Origin of the sequence: Streptomyces sp. NPDC060000, assembly GCF_042737375.1 — a bacterium.
In the GTDB taxonomy this organism is placed as follows: Bacteria; Actinomycetota; Actinomycetes; order Streptomycetales; family Streptomycetaceae; genus Streptomyces.
This window is the reverse complement of record NZ_JBHWUU010000054.1, coordinates 26836-43883: the sequence shown is the minus strand read 5'-3', so window position 1 is coordinate 43883 and position 17048 is coordinate 26836. Positions and strand designations below refer to the sequence as shown.

The window sequence follows — 17048 nt, the reverse complement described above, 5'->3', positions numbered from 1 at the left end:
GGGGGTGTGGTCGCTCCTCTCCTCCACCGTTTTTTCTTGCTGGGCCAACTCCAAAACCCCCCTTTTTCCTTGGGCTTTTGGGGGGGGGGGCGCCCCTCCGGGGCGCCCCACGGCACCAACCACGACAAGGAACACAATGCGCGTTTCGGTGATCGGATGCGGGCACCTCGGAGCCCCGCACGCCGCCGCGATGGCCGAGCTCGGCCACGAAGTCATCGGGGTCGAACTCAACCCCGAGACCTGCAAAATCCTCCAGGCCGGCCGCGGCGCCTTCTACGAGAAGGGCCTGGACGAGCTGCTGGACAAGCACGTCCCCACCGGCCGGCTGCGCTTCACCACCAGCCTCCACGAGGCTGCGGAGTGGGCCGACCTGCACTTCATCGCCGTCGGCACCCCGCTGCGTACCGACGGCCGCGGCTACGACGTCGGCCAGGTCGTCGGTGCGGTGCGCTCCCTGGCGCCCCTGCTCAAGCGGCCGGCCACGATCGTCGGCAAGTCCACGGTCACGGTCGGCACCGTCGCCCGCCTGCAGGAGATCATCACCGAGCACGCCGGATCACCAGGCGTCGATCTCGTGTGGAACCCCGAGTTCCTGCGCGAGGGCCACGCCGTCGAGGACTCCCTGTTCCCGGACAGGATCGTCGTCGGCCTGACCTCCCCGGAGGCGGAGAAGGCCGTACGAGAGGTGTACGCGCCGATCCTGGCCCGCGGCGAGGCAGAGCTGATCGTCACCGACCCGGCGACCGCCGAGGTCCTCAAGAGCGCCGCGAACAGCTACCTGTCCACGAAGATCAGTTTCATCAACGCCATGGCGGAGGTCTGCGAGATCTCCGGTGCCGACATCACCACGGTGGCGTACGGCATCGGCATTGACCCCCGGATCGGCCACGGCGGGATGCGGCCCGGCATCGGGTACGGCGGGGGATGCCTCCCGAAGGACGTCGCCGCCTTCACCCACCGCGTCGGAGAGATCGGCGCGTCAGGGGCCTTCGGCCTCCTGACCGCCGTGGAGAACGTCAACCACGCCCGCCTGGACGCGGCCCGCGACCTGGTCGAGCGCGCCCACGGACGGTCGCTCGACACGGCGGCCATCGCCGTCCTCGGCGCCTCCTTCAAGGCGGGCACCAGCGACGTCCGAAACTCCCCAGCCCTGCGCCTTGCCGGGCTCCTTCACTCCGCGGCTGCGCGCACCGTCATCTACGACCCGGAGTCCGTGGCCGCCGCGCGACGGCTGCACCCGGAGTACACCTACGCCGACGACATCGACACCGCGCTGCAGGACGCGGACGTGGTGGTCCTGGCGACCGAGTGGCCCCAGTTCACCAAGGACACCGCCCTGCCCGCCGCCGCGGCGGACAAGGTGCGCCGCCAGGTCCTCGTCGACGTACGAACGGCCATCGACACGGACGCCTGGACCGCGGCCGGCTGGACCGTGCACCAGCTCGGCCGACCCGTGCAACACCCCACGGCCTGACCTGACCGGGCAGGCCGTCAACGAGACGGGAGACGCACATGCCCCAGCCCACAACACCCGACCTGTTCGACCAGATCCGGGAACTGCGCGGCCGCGACGAGCGGCGCCTGCAGGCCGGTAACCCGGACGTCGAGACGGTCCTGCTCCTGGCGAAGGTCTCCGAGGAGGCCAACGAGACCATCGAGAAGTACCGGCGCTCGCGCGGCTGGTTCACCGACGGGGTCACCAACGCCGATCCGTCCGAAGTCGCTGACGAGCTGTGCTCCACGATCATGGCCGGACTTGTCGCGCTGGACCGCATCTCCCCGGACGCCCGCGCCCACTGGACGCAGTACCTGGCGTACGGATACGAGCGAGCGCAGCGAGAGAACACGGAGGCCCTGGCCTCCTGACCGGCCCTCCCGGACCCTTCTGTGCCCCTCGAGAACCCTGGTGTTCTCGAGGGGCACAGCCGTTGAGGTGTAACAGAACACGGCCGTTGACGTTCGGGCAGTGAAGGGGGTGGCGCTTTACGTCAACCCCGCAGTGATCCGGAGGAACGGTGACGACCGCGACAACCCCCTTTTCGCCCGAGACTGGCCGCTCCCACCTGCAGGAGAGTCTGTTCGCCTGGCTCGAGCCCGAAGCACCACCCACGCCCGTCAAGGCGCCCGACCCAGCGCCCGCGCCCGTGCCCGCGGTAGCGGCTGAGACGCAAACGCTGTGGGAGTCCGACCCGGAAGGTCCCCCGGTCGCGCCCGCGCCGGAGGAGAAGCCGGACCTCTCCCACACCTGGGTCGTCGCGGCCACGATCGAGGTCACGCCGAAGATCGCGAGCGTCGCCGACTACCGAGGTTCCTTCAAGGCATCCGAGGGTCAGCGCATCGAGGCGCTCGACGTGTATTGCGACGGGTGCCGCCGCCCGTACGACGAGGTCAAGGGCGACGACTGCGCCGCCAAGGTCGACAACACGCACCTGATCGGCGGCGACCAGACCAAGCGCGCCAAGCGGAAGGTGCCCACCCCGCCCGCGAACGCGCGGATCATCTCCGGCGGGACCATCAACCGGCGCGGTATCGGCGCCTACATGTCTGGGGTCTCCCGGCCCCCGCGCTGAGCGCGCGACGTTAACGCCGCCCACTGTTCATGGTGCGCGGCGTGACTACTCAGCGAACTCAGCCGTCGAACGACGACCCCGTTGTCGCCACCACCGACATCACTGGGTCGGTGCTCTCCGACAAGGTCGGCCGGGAAGCCCTCGGGCTTTTCCTGCTCTCGTTCGGCGTGCTCGGCGGACTCGGAGCGCTGGGCGCCCTGCACTGGACCGCCGGCCTCTCCGCCGCCCTCATCGGCCTGTGCACCAGCGGTGTTATCGTCCGCCGCAACTCCACGCGCCGATGGCAGCAAGACGCCGGAGCCATCGCCGCATTCAGCGGCTTCGCAGGACAGACCGCCGTCCTGTTCTACCTGCTGCCTCCACTGGGGTGGCTGGCCGTCAGCGCACTCGTAGCTGCCGCGGGCCTCTGGATCTCCAGCGCTGAGGGGGCCTGATGCCCCGCCAACTCTTCCCCGCCCTCCGGGGTCTCCTCGTCCCGAGAGGAGCCGTGGAACCCGCACCCCCGCCCACCGAGACGAAGGACCTCCTGGCCGGAGGCGTCTACTCGTCGATGACGCTCGCCGGCGTCACGAACGTCTGGGGTACCCCCGGCCGCGCGGACGGCTGGGACCTCGAGCGCGTCGTCGTCGAGGGCTACGAGCGCAGCGTTTGGACCTTCAAGAGCGTTGAGGCCATCAGCAAGCACGCCTCCACCCTCCCGGTGCAGATCGGCCGCGGCGGCGACGAGCGCGAGTTCGCGGAGACCCTCGACGATCACCCGCTCCTGCGGCTGCTGAACAAGCAGGCCAACCCGCTCGAGACCGGTGACGTCTTCAAGAAGCGCCTCAGCGCCCAGTTGCTCCTCAGTAAAAAGGGCGTGTTCATCGAGAAGACCAAGAGCCGAGGCGGGGTCCTCACCCGGCTCGACCTGCTTCCGCCGGACCGCGTCGAGGTCATCCCGGACGACGAGAACGCCGCGTACGTGAAGCACTTCCAGTTCACGGACTACCGCGGGCACATCCGCGAGCTCAAGCCGGAAAAGGTCATCTGGATCCGGGACCCGCACCCCGTCGATCCTTTCTGCGGCGTGACCCCGCTCGAGGCCGCTGGCCTGTCGATCGACCTGGACGTCAAGGCGCGGACCTACAACATCTCGTTCATCGACAACGACGGCCGCCCCGGCGGCATCGTCGGTATCGACCTGGACGGCGTCGACTCCAACGAGGTCGACCGGATCCAGAAGCGCCTCGCCCCGGGCGCGCACAACGCCGGCCAGCTCACCCTCGTGGGCACCGGCCCCGGCGGTGTCACCTATGTCGACACCTCCGCCCGCCCTCGGGAGATGGCCTACGAGACCCTGGCCACCACCTCGAAAAACGAGATCCTCTCCGCGTTCGGCGTGTACGAGAGCATCATCGGCAACGCCTCGGAGCGGACGTTCAACAACGCCGACCGAGAAGAATGGAACTTCTGGTCCCACACGGAGCTCCCTCACCTCAACCTGATCGCATCGGCCTTCGACCCGGACCTGCCCGACGACTGGGTGATCCGGTTCGACACCTCCCGCGTGCAGGCCCTCGAGTTCCCCCGCCGCCAGGCCCGCGAGGAGGCCCGCAAGGAGTGGGAGGCGGGCCTGATCACGATCGACGAGTACCGGCAGATCGCCAACAGGAAGCCGTTCAACACACCACAGTCCCGCGCACTGTGGATCAGCCCGCAGAAGGCGCCCGTACCCGCCAACGACCAGGACGCGGCCGCGCTGGGCCTGGCCCCAGAGTCGGGAGCCGGCGCCGACCCGAACGCGGCCCTGCCCCCGGCCGGAGACCAGTCCGCCGCCGCGGCGGTCGCCGAGGCCCGCGAGCTCGAGGCGGCCCCCACCGCCGCCGATGACGTCACCCTGGCCCGGGGGGAGCAACCCCTCGAGCTGCCCGCCGGAACGGGAGGTACAGCAGCCGAGGAGGTCGCCGCGGCCCGTGCCCAGACCACCGAGGCCGCCCCGGGAGAGGCCGCTGACGACGTCGCCCGCGCCCGCGCCACCATCACGCAGCCCGAAGACGGGCCCGCCGCCGAGGACGTCGCCGCGGCGCGCGCCCAGCTCGAGACCAAGAGCCTGGCCGCCCAAGGGTTCGAGGTCACCGACGCCGACTTCGACGCCCTGTCCATGGCCATACAGGCGGCCCTCACCGCGCTTCTGGCACGCCAGGAGGGCGTCATCTTCGCCAGGCTCCGAGCCCCGAAGATCCGCAAGTACACCCGGTTCTGGGAGCCGGATTCCGAGAACGACACCCGCGGCGGCGACGCGAACATCGACGAGGACCGCGTCGTCAGTGCTGCCCGCTGGGCGGAGGAGACGACCAACACCCTCGCCCCGATCCTGCAGCAGGCCGCGACCGCCACCGCCCGCAAACTGGGCCAGGCCGTCGCCGGCACCGACACGGTGCCGCCGGCCGCCGTTGCTGCCGCTCTCGTCACCGCCATGTACGCCGGCGAAGCCGTGACCACGCTGCTCGGCGACCTGGCCGAGGAACTGCGCAGCCTCCAGACCATCCCGGGGTCAGAGCTCAAGCTCAAGGACCTCGAGCGAGCCGTCACCAGGTTCTACGAGGCGGCCGCACCCACGCTGATCTCCCGCGTCGCGGAGACGTGCGCCGTGTCGACCATCAACGGGGCCGCAGACGCCGCGGCGGAAAGCGCCGGACCCGGAGTCGTACGGACGTGGATCACCCGCCAGGACGACCGCGTACGGCCCGCGCACAAGGCGCTGCACGGCACGACCCTGCCCGTCGGCACCCCGTACGAGATCGACGGCGCTCAACTCCGCTACCCCGGCGACCCGTTCGCGCCGATCGGCCTGACCGTGAACTGCCGCTGCCGCCTGCACTACGACACCGACCCCGAGGAGTAACCCGCCATGTGGCCTGCCATCTGGATCGTCTGGACCGCCATCTTCGCCATCGCCGAGGGAATCGCCCTGGCGAACAAGCGCGAGAACGACACGCTCTCCGAGAACTTCCGACGCCTGTTCCGCACCCGTACCAGCAAGGCCGGCAGAGCCATATTCGCCGTCGGCTGGATCGGATTCTCCGGCTGGTTCGCCATCCACATCCTCACCGAAACCATGTAGGCCTCGGCCCCCGCGTCACGCCCGCGCGGTAGGACGCGACGTTAACCACCCGCGGTGTGCATGGTCCGCGGCATGCAGAATCGCCCCGCCGCTGAGCACGCTGAGTCGCAGAGCCCGAGCACCGATCTCGAGGTCAAGGCCGCCCGCCGTAAGTGGAACCCCGCCCTGCACCCGCGGGACAGCAAGGGGCGCTTTATCGAGACGGGCGGAACCGTCAGGTTGTGGGGCGGCAAGCTCGCGCGCGTCGTTCGCGCCCTCCCCAACGACCGCATCCTCGTCCAGGACCAGACGGCCCCGAACGAGTTCAACGGCCGTAGGCACACCACCAGCGCCAAGTGGGTGTCCATGGTCGCCCGCCCCGACGGCTCCGCGCCCACCGACAACGAAGAGAAGGTCGTCGAGGAGGACGCGAAGCGCACAAAGGACCCGCGCCGCGGCAACGGCCTCGCCCACGACGACGACGGCGACCCGGACACCCCCAACGACCCCCACGACGTCGACGACCGCGGCCGCCCCATCGGCGACGATGAGGGCGATGGGCCCGGCGACGCTGACGACCAGGCCGAGGCCGTTGACATCAGTCACCTGCCCAATCGAGCGATCCACCAGGCGGGTGGATACCGGCGATTCGAAGACATCGCTGAGCTCCGTCGTCATCTTCTCCAGCTCGCTGACCGGCCCGGCCAAAACCCAGACATGGCCGCGTTCCTGCGATCCCTGGCCCTCCAAAAGGATCTGCGAGCCACTGCGAACGGCAAGCTGATTGCCCTCCGCGATGACACGACACATCGCTGGTACCTGACGGCCATGGGCACTGGCCAGCGCATGACTGGGGCCGGTGACTTCAAGGACTCCAACGAGGCCAGCAGCTTCGCTTATTACCTGGATTCGGCAGTACGTCAGGGCGAAGGCCAGGACAGTTCGCCGTTTGACTTCACCGACCCGAACTTGGACGAGGTCGCTCGAACGTGGCGCTCCAACGCAGGCGAGAACATCCAGGCGGCGATTCTGCGGGCTCGCGCGGAGTTCGATGCCGATGGCGGCCGGGCGGCCCCGAAGAAGACTGCCGCGCCCAAGAGGACTGCGGCCACACGTACAGACCCGACACCCGCTCCGGCACCTGCTCCGGCACCTGCGGGCGCGCCCAGCAGTGGCGGCTCCCCCATTACGGTCAGCCGCGACGTCCTCAAGCCCGGCGACCGCATCAAGGTCACTGTGAGCGGCAGTGACATCGAGTGGCCGGCCAGCACCCGGGGCCAGGACAAGCCGGAAACGGTCACCGTTGAGGGCACGGTCGCCCCGACCTTCTCAGGTGGCCCAGGTACCCAAAGCGCGTCTTTGGTGGACGTAACGCTGACCGGACCGGACGGCAAGGTGATGGTGTCCGGCGACACCGCCCAGGTTCGGCGTATGCCGGGCCAGGTCGCGGTGTCCGGACACACCGACGGCTACACACCTGAGGAGGTCCGCGCCGACCGCGTCCGGGCCGGAGACGTCATTGTCCGCGGGCAGTTCGGTCACGTCGTCGGGCGCATCGACCGCTACACGGGCGGCCGCGCCTTCACCACCCGCAACCTTGGCGGCCTCGGGGAGATCGACCAGTTCGGCACGCGAAACGGCGACATGCTGTCCGTCGTTCCGAAGGCCCGCCGACGGCCGGAGGACGTTCTTCGCGACGTCCCCGAACGTACGCAGCAGCACCCCAGCAGCACCGACGCCAAGCGCGCGGCTGCGGGCATTCTCAGCGTCTGGGGCAAGGTCAACGAGCTGGCCGAGCAGCAATGGCCTGACGGGGCGCCGGAGGAGTTCCGTGTCTTGGCCCAGCGCATGCAGAACGTCACGGACACCCCGAAGAGTGCCGATGGCTACCAGAAGAACGCCGACGAGATGCGCGGCGCCTTGACCGCTCTACACGAGTTGGACACCCAGGGCGTCGATGAGGACCTGGTGGTAGCGCTGCACAGGCTCGAGGAGGGCCTGGATGACAACGCCGACCGGTTCGAGGCCGACTCCCGGGCGATCAAGGAGAAGAAGCGGAAGCGCAAAACCGAGGCCAGCGCCCCGGATGCTGCGCAGGCCGCTGCCAACGAGGGGGCACCGGCTCCGGACGGCCCGGACGAGGTCACCCTGACCCCTGATGAGGTCAACGCGCCCGCGGCTGCCGCGCGCGCCGCCAAGGCCCCGTCCGCGATGGACGACGGCGAGATCCGCGACGAGATCGTCTCCCTGATGGAACTGGAGATGGCGAACGGCGGAGAGCTGTCGGGCGTCGACCGCACCCGACTGCGAGTCCTCGAGGCAGAGGAAGCGCGCCGCGCAGGCCGGAGGCCGAAGGAGGAACCGAAGCCGAAGCCGAAGGCGCCCGCAGAGGAGCCCGGCGGCTTGTTCGACGTCGACGAGCCGACTGGCCCCCAGCGCCAGGCCGCCGACTTCAACAACCCGGACGACCAGCCGGCCGACGCGTTCGGCACCCCCGACCTGTTCGCGGCTGCCGAAGGACGCGACACCTCCGGCCTCCGGGAACCGCAGATGCGCGCCCCTCTCGACCTGGAGGTCGGAGACCGATTCGTCGACGCTGACAGGCGCACGCACACCGTGGCCCAGAAGCCTGTGCAAACTGGCCGCGGACGGGTCCGAGTCGTCGCCGAAGACGGCCGGGAGCACTTCCTCAAGCCGGACGACATGCAGCGGGTGCTGTATCCGGACGAGGCCGCGCCCGAGGTGCCGGAGGCGAACGCCCCGGAGACGAACGTCCCGGAGACGAACGTCCCGGAAGGCGACACCCCGCCCGCGGACGCCCCGGACGTCGATACCCCCGAGGAGCCGAAGGCCGACGACGCCCCGGAGCCGGAAGGTACTCCCGGCGATGAGACGGAGACCGCCCGCACGATCCTCGACCGTCTGCCCGACCTTCCGCCGCTGCCGAACCTCACCGGCCTGTCCCGGCAGGACAAGGACGACGTCCGCCGCATCCGTGGCGACTATGCCAAGGTCCGGGAGTCCCTCGACGGCATCCTGGCCGGGGACCCACCGACCGGCGACGCCCGCGAGGACCTTCGGCGCGTCCGCGAGCAGCTCGACTACATCGCCGGACGACTGCGCGGCGACCACCTGCCCGACGCCGAGGCAGCGCAGTCCGCACGGGCGCGCTTGCTCGAGCTGGGCCAGGACCTGGACCGCGCGCTCGCCACGCTGCCCGAGCGTGAACCGGAACCACAGGGCGACGGCCCCAATGGCGGCACCCTGTTCCACCCGTGGGACATCCGCGACGGCGATCTGGTCCGATTCGATGCGGAGAACCCCGCCGACCGCGGGCGAAACCTTGCCTCCTACTACGGCGCCTTCCGCGGCGCTTCCTCGGCATCCGGCGACCAGGGCCGCACCCTGGTCAGCTACCAGTCGCGCCGCTGGAACGACGACCGCGAACGGTGGGAGAACGACCAGAGCCAGCACACCGTCACGATGCCGCCCCGCGGTCTCGTGGAGCGCTTCACCCCCGAGCAGTGGGACGCCTGGCAGCGCCCCGGGCAGTCCGAGGGCGACCGGGACACGACCGACAACGCCACGGCGCCCGACGCGCCGATCCGGGACGCGTCGCCGGCGGACATGACCGACGAGGACATCAAGACCGAGCTCGAGGAACTGCAGGCGTGGCAGAACCGGCACGTTGCGCGCACCGGCGAAGGCCCACACGTTCAGGGCAGTGCCATGCTCGCGCTCTCCCCTGTCGCCAGCCGCCGGGGCGAGTTGCACGAGGAGCAGCGCAAGCGCGACGTCGCCCGCCAGGACCGGGAGAAGAAGGAGAAGGAGAAGCAGGAGCGGGCCGAGGCGCTCGCGCGTGCCGAGATCGGCAAGCGGAACGATGACGGCTCGTACCCGGTGACCATCGACGGCGAGGACGCCGGCACCGTAAGCCAGCTCGCCCGCAAGTGGCAGTACACCAACGACAACGGCGACACGTCCCCCGACTTCCACACGAGCCGCACCGAAGCCGTGGCCGCGCTCGTCCGCAACCGCGACATCCGCCGCGAGAACGCCGACGAGGACGACCGTCAGGAGCGGGCCCGCAGCGAGACGCCCCAAGGATGGACCCTTGGTGACCGCGCAGACGTCGCCGAGAACGACATCATCCGCGTACCGCGCACGCGCCTCGACCGGGACGGCAGGCCGTACCCCGAGGGCTGGGGCGATCCGGTTCGTGTCAGCAGGGTGGAACGTCGGGATGACGGCACGACGATCGTGTTCTTCTCCAACCCCGACGGCTCACACGCGTGGGGAAGCCCGTTGTTCCTGCGCGGCCCCGACGACACGTTCGCGTGGGCCGACGACCGTACGCGGCCGGAGCCGACGCCGAAATGGCACCACGAGCTCCGCGCCCGCATGGCCGACATTGGCGACGACATTGCCACCCTCCAGCGCAAGGAAGGCCTACAGGACCCGGAGCGCATACAGCGCCTGCAGGACCTCATTCAGCGCGTCAGCCGGGGCGAGACGGACGATCTGCAGGGCGACCTTCGCCAGATCCGCGACGAGGCCGCGTGGCTGGAGAGCCAGTTCGACGACCCTGACTTGGATCTGCCGTACGAGACCCGCCGGTACAAGTCGTGGGCCACCGCAGCCCGCATGAAGGCCGAACGCGATCTTCGGTATCCGGACTTCCAGAACACCGACGGAAACGCCAACGGTCCCGACAGCGGCCCGGACCCGGACGGCCCGAACGACGACGACCGCGCCAGCCGGGTGCAGGGCCTGTTCGGCGAAGGCATGAACGCCGTAGGTGGCGACTCGCTGCCGGAGATGCAGGAGCTGAACGACCGTCTGAGCCGAGCCGACTCGGCCGACGACCGGGACGCGGAGCTCCGGGACATCGCCGACCGCATGGACGCGCTCGCCGAGCAGTACGAACTCGCCGGACCACAGGGCGAGCTCGCGGCCGACCGGTTCCGTCGCGCTGCACGCATCGCTCGAGGCGAGCAGGACGACGAACGCCGCGGCGACGACCAGAACGACACGACCGACGAGGAAACCCCGGACAGCGAGGACGACGAGCAGCAGAACGGCCAGGACGACGAGGATCCGGCCAACTCCGACGACCAGAACGACGAGGACGAGCAGCGCCAGGGCGACGAGGAGGAGCGCCGGCAGCGCAGCGACGCTGACCCCGACGGAGGAGCGGCTGCCCCCGACGGCGAGCCCGACGGTGGAGGCGCGGGCACGCCTGGGTCTCCGGAGGACGGCGAGAACTCGAACGACGCCGAGGGCGAGAGCGACGGCCCCGAGAACGAGGACGACGACCAGGACGCCCCGGAGGCCAACGAGGAGGACGAGGACGAGCGCCGCCGCCGGCGTCGGCGCCGCAACCGTGGAGGAGGCGGCCCCGGAGGAGGCGGACCGGGCGGGCCTGGCCTCCCCCACCTCCGCCTGCCGGACTTCGACGTCCCGGATGCGACAGGCGAAGGTGGAGACGGCGGCAACCGAGGCACCGGTGACTCCGGCGGCCGTGACGGCGGCCGATCCCGTCGTCCCCGTCACCGCGACGTGGACTCCCTGCGAAACGCCTGGCGTACCGGCGACGGCCTCACCTCGGCCGAAGACACCCCGGAGCGTCGCGCGCTCCTGGCTGATCTGGCGGAGCGAGACGGCCTCGCACTGTCGCCCGAGGGCGGCCTGGCGACGTACCCGGAACCGCAGGCCGACGGCACCACCGTCTGGCGCTTCGCGCAGGCCCGTAACGGCACGAACCTGCCCGGCATCACCCTGACCTCCGAAGATCCCGAGGAGGCACGGGCGCTCGCCGGACGGTTCGAGGAGATCAGCGACAGCAACGGCGACCCCTTCGACTGGCACGCGGCGTGGGGTCCGGCGAGCGTTGCCGCCTGGCGTGACGCGGAAGGCCGCAACCTCCCCCAGGCGCTCCGCGCGGTGCAGGACGACTACGAGCAGGAGCGGGCCGGGGCGTTCACCCTGCCCGAGGACCTGTCCGGCCTGGACGACGCCGAGCTCGAGTCCGCCTATATGCAGGGCTTGGGCCCGAAGGACGAGCTCCGCGTCGTGGCGGAGATGGATCGCCGCGACGGGTACGTCGATGAGCGGATCCGTGCCGCAGTGCCGGAGACTCCGCCGGCGAACGCCGACGAGGCGGAGCGCGAGGGCCGTCTCATGGACGAGGCTCTCGGCTTCGGTGACACGGACATCACGCAGCCTGCCCCGGCCACCCCCGGACGCCTGCGTCGCGAGTTCGACGCCCTCGATGAGGAGCGTTTCCAGGCCGCCGTGCAGGCCACCGGTGGGCGCATGCTCAGCCCGGAGGCCGAAGCGCAGGGCATCGACCCGCGGGTCCTGTTCTCGGGCGGCAAGTACAGCAACAAGCGCGCCAAGGAACTGGCCTCGCCCGAGCTGAACCACTGGTTCGACGGCGACGACGAGACCCCCGGCAACGGCCGGCTCACGTACCCGCAGTACCGGCAGCGGGAAGCCGACCGTGCCCTTCGCGCCGAGTTCGCCGACTGGGACGAGGCCCGCTACCGGCAGGCCGTCGACTTCACGAACGGCTACTTCTTCCGTCGGGAGTACAAGTTCGGCAACACCGACTTTGACGAGCGGGAACTGTTTTCCGGCGGCAGCCTGTCGGCGCGCGACCGATGGATGCAGTACGCCAGCGAGGAACTGCAGGAGTGGTTCGACCTCAACGGCGGCCGCCATACCTTCGCCCAGTTCCGGCAGCAACGCCGCGACGGCGACCGGGTCGCACGAGACCAGCACGAGGAGGAGCAGAACCGCGCGGCCGCGGAGCCGACGCCGCCCACGGCCGACGACGTCACCCCGGCGCCGCCGTTCAACGCCGGGGACGTCGAAAGCGAGGAAGACGCCGCGTTCCGCTTCGGCGGCCACGACCGGATGAAGGAGTTCGCCGACCGCGCCGAGCTGCGCCCTGACGGCGACTCCGAGTCCGTGTGGCTCGACGGCCAGCAGATCGGCACCCTCTCCAACCTGTACCGGTCCAACCCGGACCGGGAACCGGTATGGGACGCGCGGCCGTTCTTCGGCCTGGCCAACGACCGGAACAGCCGCTCCCAGAGCCGTGACACGGCTGTCGCCAACCTCGTCGTCCGCGCACTGCAGGACGGGCCCGCGGACCCGGCGAACCCCAGCGACGACGTGTGGGACTCGGTGACGCTGAAGCTGGCAGGCATGACGCGGGAGCTGCCGGAACTGCCGGAGTCCCTCCGCAACGACCCGGAAGCCCGCGCCCGGTACCAGCGGCTGACCGGCATGGTCGCTGCCTTCCGTGACCAGCGGTCGCCCAGCGGGAACCTGCGGGACGACCTGGCGCAGGCCCGCGACGACTTCACATGGCTGCGCAGCGCCCTGGACGGCCCCAAGCGGAACAACCAGCAGCGCGACGAGCTGTCCGACCTGGACACCCGCGCCTTCTGGGCGAGCCGCCTCCTCGAGGGCCTGGGCGGTCCGGACAGCGACCTGGAGCGGCCGCGCGCCGAGGACGAGCCGCGGGGAGACGACGAGGCACCGTCTCTCACCGTGCCGACGCCGGACGGGCCCGTGAACGCCCCGGAAGACACCGACCGCCCGCAGGCGGAACCCGACCCGGAGCCGGACCCCGAGCCGATCAACGGCCAGCCCGCGCACTGGGCCCGCGTCGAGGACCTGGTGCCCGGCGACATGGTCCGCATGAACGGCACCACGAAGAAGGGCAAGCCGGTCCAGCGCGCCGGCTACGTTCACACCACACCCGTACTCGTGGACGTCACGCGCCGCGGCCGCACCGAGCAGATGTGGCGCACCTGGGTCACGGAGAACCCTGACGGCACCGGCGCGGCCGGGAACGTCTACACGTCCGCCAACGCCACCGCGGCGCGCGCCGAAGCCCCGGACGACGTCGTGCCCGGGTCCCCGGCCAGCGGCGCCCAAGCCGCGCTCCGATCCGGCGACCTGCCCAACCAGATCCCGGCAGACCGCGACGGCAACGGGCTGTTCCCGGGCACCACCGTCGCCGGTACTGACGACCGGGAGGGCACCATCACCGGCGCCACCGACACCACCGTGTCGGTGCACTGGTCCGACGGGAACGACGACGACGCGCTCTCTCCCACCACGCTCTCCGTCACCAACGGGCAGCGTCCGGACGGCTGGACCGCCGACGGACACCGGGTGACGCCGCGAAACGTCGTCAGCGACAACGACGGCGCGCTCCTCGGACCCGTCGATGACGTCGACGGCGACAACGTCACCATCACGACGGCGGACGGCACTATCACCCGCAGCGCCGGGGACCTTCGCGTGACCGGCGAGGTTCGCGACGACGAACCCGTCACCGCACCGGTGACCGGCATCGACGAGCCCGCGGCCGCGGACCTCAAGGACGGCGACGTCGTGGTCCTGGACCTCGACGGCCAACTCACCACCGTCGCGATCACCAGCGAGCCCAGCAGGGACGGAGACCGCGTCACCTTGCAGTACGCCGACACCACCACCGGCGAGATGGGCGAGATCGACGTCGACGCCCGCGCGGTCCTCCCGCGTGCCCAGGGCCCGGACGGCGGCGCGCCCAACCTCGGCCCGGACAACGCCCCGGAACCGGCCGACGACCTGACCGTGCACCCAACCCCCCACACGGTGGACCCGGTGACCGGCCCGACCGTCGACCCGGACCTCGACTCGAGCGACCGGAACGTCATCGGCGACCACGCCGACGGCCCGGACGACGACCCCGACGCCCACCAGGCCGCCGTACGAATCACCGCCGACCTTCCCGTCACCCCGGAGCAGGCCGCAGCCCTGGCCACGCAACTGCGGGCCGCGGCAGACCCGTCGACGCCCGAGGGCCGTGCTGCCATGCGCGCAGCCAACCGCCTCGACGAAGCGGCGGGCCGTACGCCGCCGCCCGGCCTTGACCGGCCGCGGCCGGCCAACGTCGGTCAGCTCACCGACGGCGACCTGGTGGCGCTACCCGGCGAGACGAGCGGCGCCCCCGTGCGCATCTACCGGGTCATCGACGTCGTCGACGCACCGGGCGGCATCCGCAGTCTTCACCTGGAGGACTCCGACGGTCGGCGCACGCACCGCATAGAGCATGGGGCGATGCCGGCCTGGCAGCTTCCTGAGCCCGACCCGGACCCCGTCACCCCGCCCGACGCCGATGACACCGACGCCACCCCGGACTCCTCGAGCACGCCGGACGAGCCCCAGGCGCCCGTCGCCCGGGTCCGCCCGGGAAGCCTGCGCGACGGCGACGTCATCGACGCGCCTGTCAGCAGGACCGGTTACCAGTTCAACGGCCACCGGAGACTGACCATCATCGGCGAGCCGCAGCGCAACGGCTGGTGGATGCAGCTCACCGGCATGGACGAGGACGGCAACGTGCACGACTTCGGGCTGCACAACGGCCGCGCCGTGAACGTCTACGACCGGAACCGGCCCACCCCGGCCCTGCCGCCGGCCGGCACACCCCGCGACCCCAACCAGGTGCCGCAGGCCGACGTCGACCGGATCGTCAGCGACCACGCCCGCAGCGTCGCCGCGCGCATCATCGACGAGGCCGTCGCGGGCACCGAACCGCCCGGCGACATCCACGCCCTGCGCGAGCAGATCGCCCAGCGCCTCACCGCCGAAGCACTGCGCGATGCCCGCCAGGCAGTGCGCCGGGACGGCTCCGCCGCGCTTGACGCCGCAGGCATCACCGGCCCGGACCGGGCGGCCGCCCAGCGCCGCCTCCGCGAAACCCGCGACCAGGCGCACACGGACACCGTGCGGGCGGCCCTGCGCACCATCAACGACCTCGAGCCCCTCGACGGCGAGAGCGATGAGGACCTGGCGGCTCGCGCGCGGGACCTGCTTCGCCTCATTCCGGACCAGGTTGCAAGCCGGCCCTCGACGGATCCCGACGCCGACCCGGACGTCACCCGGGCGGTCACGGGGCACGCCGACGACGCGGTGAACACGCTCCTGCAGCAGCTCCAGGCCGCAGGCGTGGACCCGGGCGACGCCGAGCGGATCGCCCGCATCCTCACCCAGCAGATGGCCGGGACCCGGCAGGCTACCGCCCGTCGGATCGCGGCCCGGGTCGCCGCGGCCAACCCGGACGCCGGCCGACAGCCCGGTCTCCTCGCCCGGATCGTTGCTCTCCTGATCCGCATGGCCAAGCGCCTCGCGGAGCTGGTGAAGGAGGGCGCCCGGAAGATCGCCGAGAAGTACCGGAGCTCGCGCGAACGCCTGCGCCGCCTGCGGGCCTTCCTGGGCCGCATGGTCCGCCGTGTCCGACAGTGGCCGGAGTCGCGCCGCCTGGCGCGCCTGCACCGCGCGGTGAACCTGCCCGACGCGGACGGCGACTCGCTGGCCGCGCGGATCTCCCACTGGGCCGGACTCCTGCCGGAGCCCGGCCGATTCGGGCAGTCGCAGCGACGCGTCACCTTCTGGCGCCCGACGACGTGGGGCCAGCTCGCCGCGGGCCGGCTCCCGGACCGCTCAGACCGCATCCAGTGGACTCCGGACCGCACGGCCGACGGCGGCCCCGGCCTGACCACACTCCGGCACATGGCGGCCGTGCGGGCAGCAGGCAACGACGTCGACCAGGACGTGACCCGTCGTCTGTCTGCAGCGCTGGGCGACGACTTCGGCGACGACCCGCACGCCACGCTGCAGCACGCGGACGACTACGTGGCCACCAGCGAGCGCCGCCTGGTCAACCTGCAGGCTGCCCGCACCAGTGCGACCATCCCCGACGACGAGGACCTCGAGATCGAGATCACGGCGGCCCGCGCCGAGCTCGCGTCTGCCCGCCGGGAGTACGGAGACCTGCGGACCCGATACGCCGCCGCGGTACCGGACGCCGTGGCCGCCGCCCTGGCCGACATCCGCGACATGGGCCCGGAGGGCAACAACGCGATCGTGTTCGGCCCGGACACCGACCCGGACGCCGAACGGGCCGTACGAGGCGTACAGCGCCTTATCCCGCGGACGTGGCTCAACACCCCCGAGTCGCGCCGCCTGACGGCCGTGGACGGCAACCAGGGCCGCTACGAACCCGACGCGCAGCGGATCACGGTCGCGGACCTGGCCGACGAGGGAATGGGCACCGCCGGGTTCGCCCTGGCGCAGCACTTCGCCCGGCACCTCGGCGACTTGGACGCCGCACAGAGGGCGTTCTGGTTCAGCATGACGCACACCGGCCGGCCCGGCGCCCGACGCATGCGGCCGAGCGCCCTGGACCGGCTCCTGCGGCGGCAGCAGACGCAACCGGAGACCGGTGACAGTCTCGCGCGGTCCGTGCAGGCGATGTTCAGCGGCGATTGGTACCAGGACGACGACTTGCGTGCGTTCCTCCTGGGCCTGATGGCCACTCGATAAGGAGGCAGGCA

7 protein-coding genes are annotated in these 17048 nt (G+C 71.1%); all 7 read left to right on the top strand.

The window, feature by feature from the left end; translation table 11 throughout:
• Window positions 1–136: 136 nt before the first annotated feature.
• The 7 genes from ACFWBB_RS26515 to ACFWBB_RS26485 all read left to right on the top strand — a co-directional run bounded on the left by ACFWBB_RS26515 (window position 137) and on the right by ACFWBB_RS26485 (window position 17037).
• Window positions 137–1474, top strand: coding sequence for a UDP-glucose dehydrogenase family protein (locus ACFWBB_RS26515; RefSeq protein ID WP_385277295.1), 1338 nt, complete (start codon window positions 137–139; stop codon window positions 1472–1474).
• Window positions 1475–1512: 38 nt separating this feature from the next.
• Window positions 1513–1866 (top strand): hypothetical protein, encoded by a 354-nt coding sequence (locus ACFWBB_RS26510; RefSeq protein ID WP_385277294.1) that lies wholly within the window; start codon window positions 1513–1515, stop codon window positions 1864–1866.
• A 149-nt stretch (window positions 1867–2015) separates the two neighbouring features.
• A complete protein-coding gene (locus ACFWBB_RS26505; protein ID WP_385277292.1) occupies window positions 2016–2570 on the top strand; it encodes a hypothetical protein in 555 nt (184 codons plus the stop codon).
• Window positions 2571–2611: 41 nt separating this feature from the next.
• Window positions 2612–3004, top strand: a complete 393-nt coding sequence (locus ACFWBB_RS26500; RefSeq protein ID WP_385277290.1) for a hypothetical protein — start codon at window positions 2612–2614, stop codon at window positions 3002–3004.
• A gap of 53 nt (window positions 3005–3057) precedes the next feature.
• Entirely contained in the window at window positions 3058–5454 is a 2397-nt protein-coding gene (locus ACFWBB_RS26495) for a phage portal protein (protein WP_385277288.1), read from the top strand.
• Window positions 5455–5460: 6 nt separating this feature from the next.
• On the top strand, window positions 5461–5673 hold the full coding sequence (locus tag ACFWBB_RS26490; RefSeq protein WP_385277286.1) for a hypothetical protein: 213 nt from the start codon (window positions 5461–5463) through the stop codon (window positions 5671–5673).
• Window positions 5674–5745: 72 nt separating this feature from the next.
• Window positions 5746–17037: a hypothetical protein gene (locus ACFWBB_RS26485; protein WP_385277284.1), complete on the top strand. Its 11292-nt coding sequence runs from the start codon at window positions 5746–5748 to the stop codon at window positions 17035–17037.
• Window positions 17038–17048 lie beyond the last annotated feature (11 nt).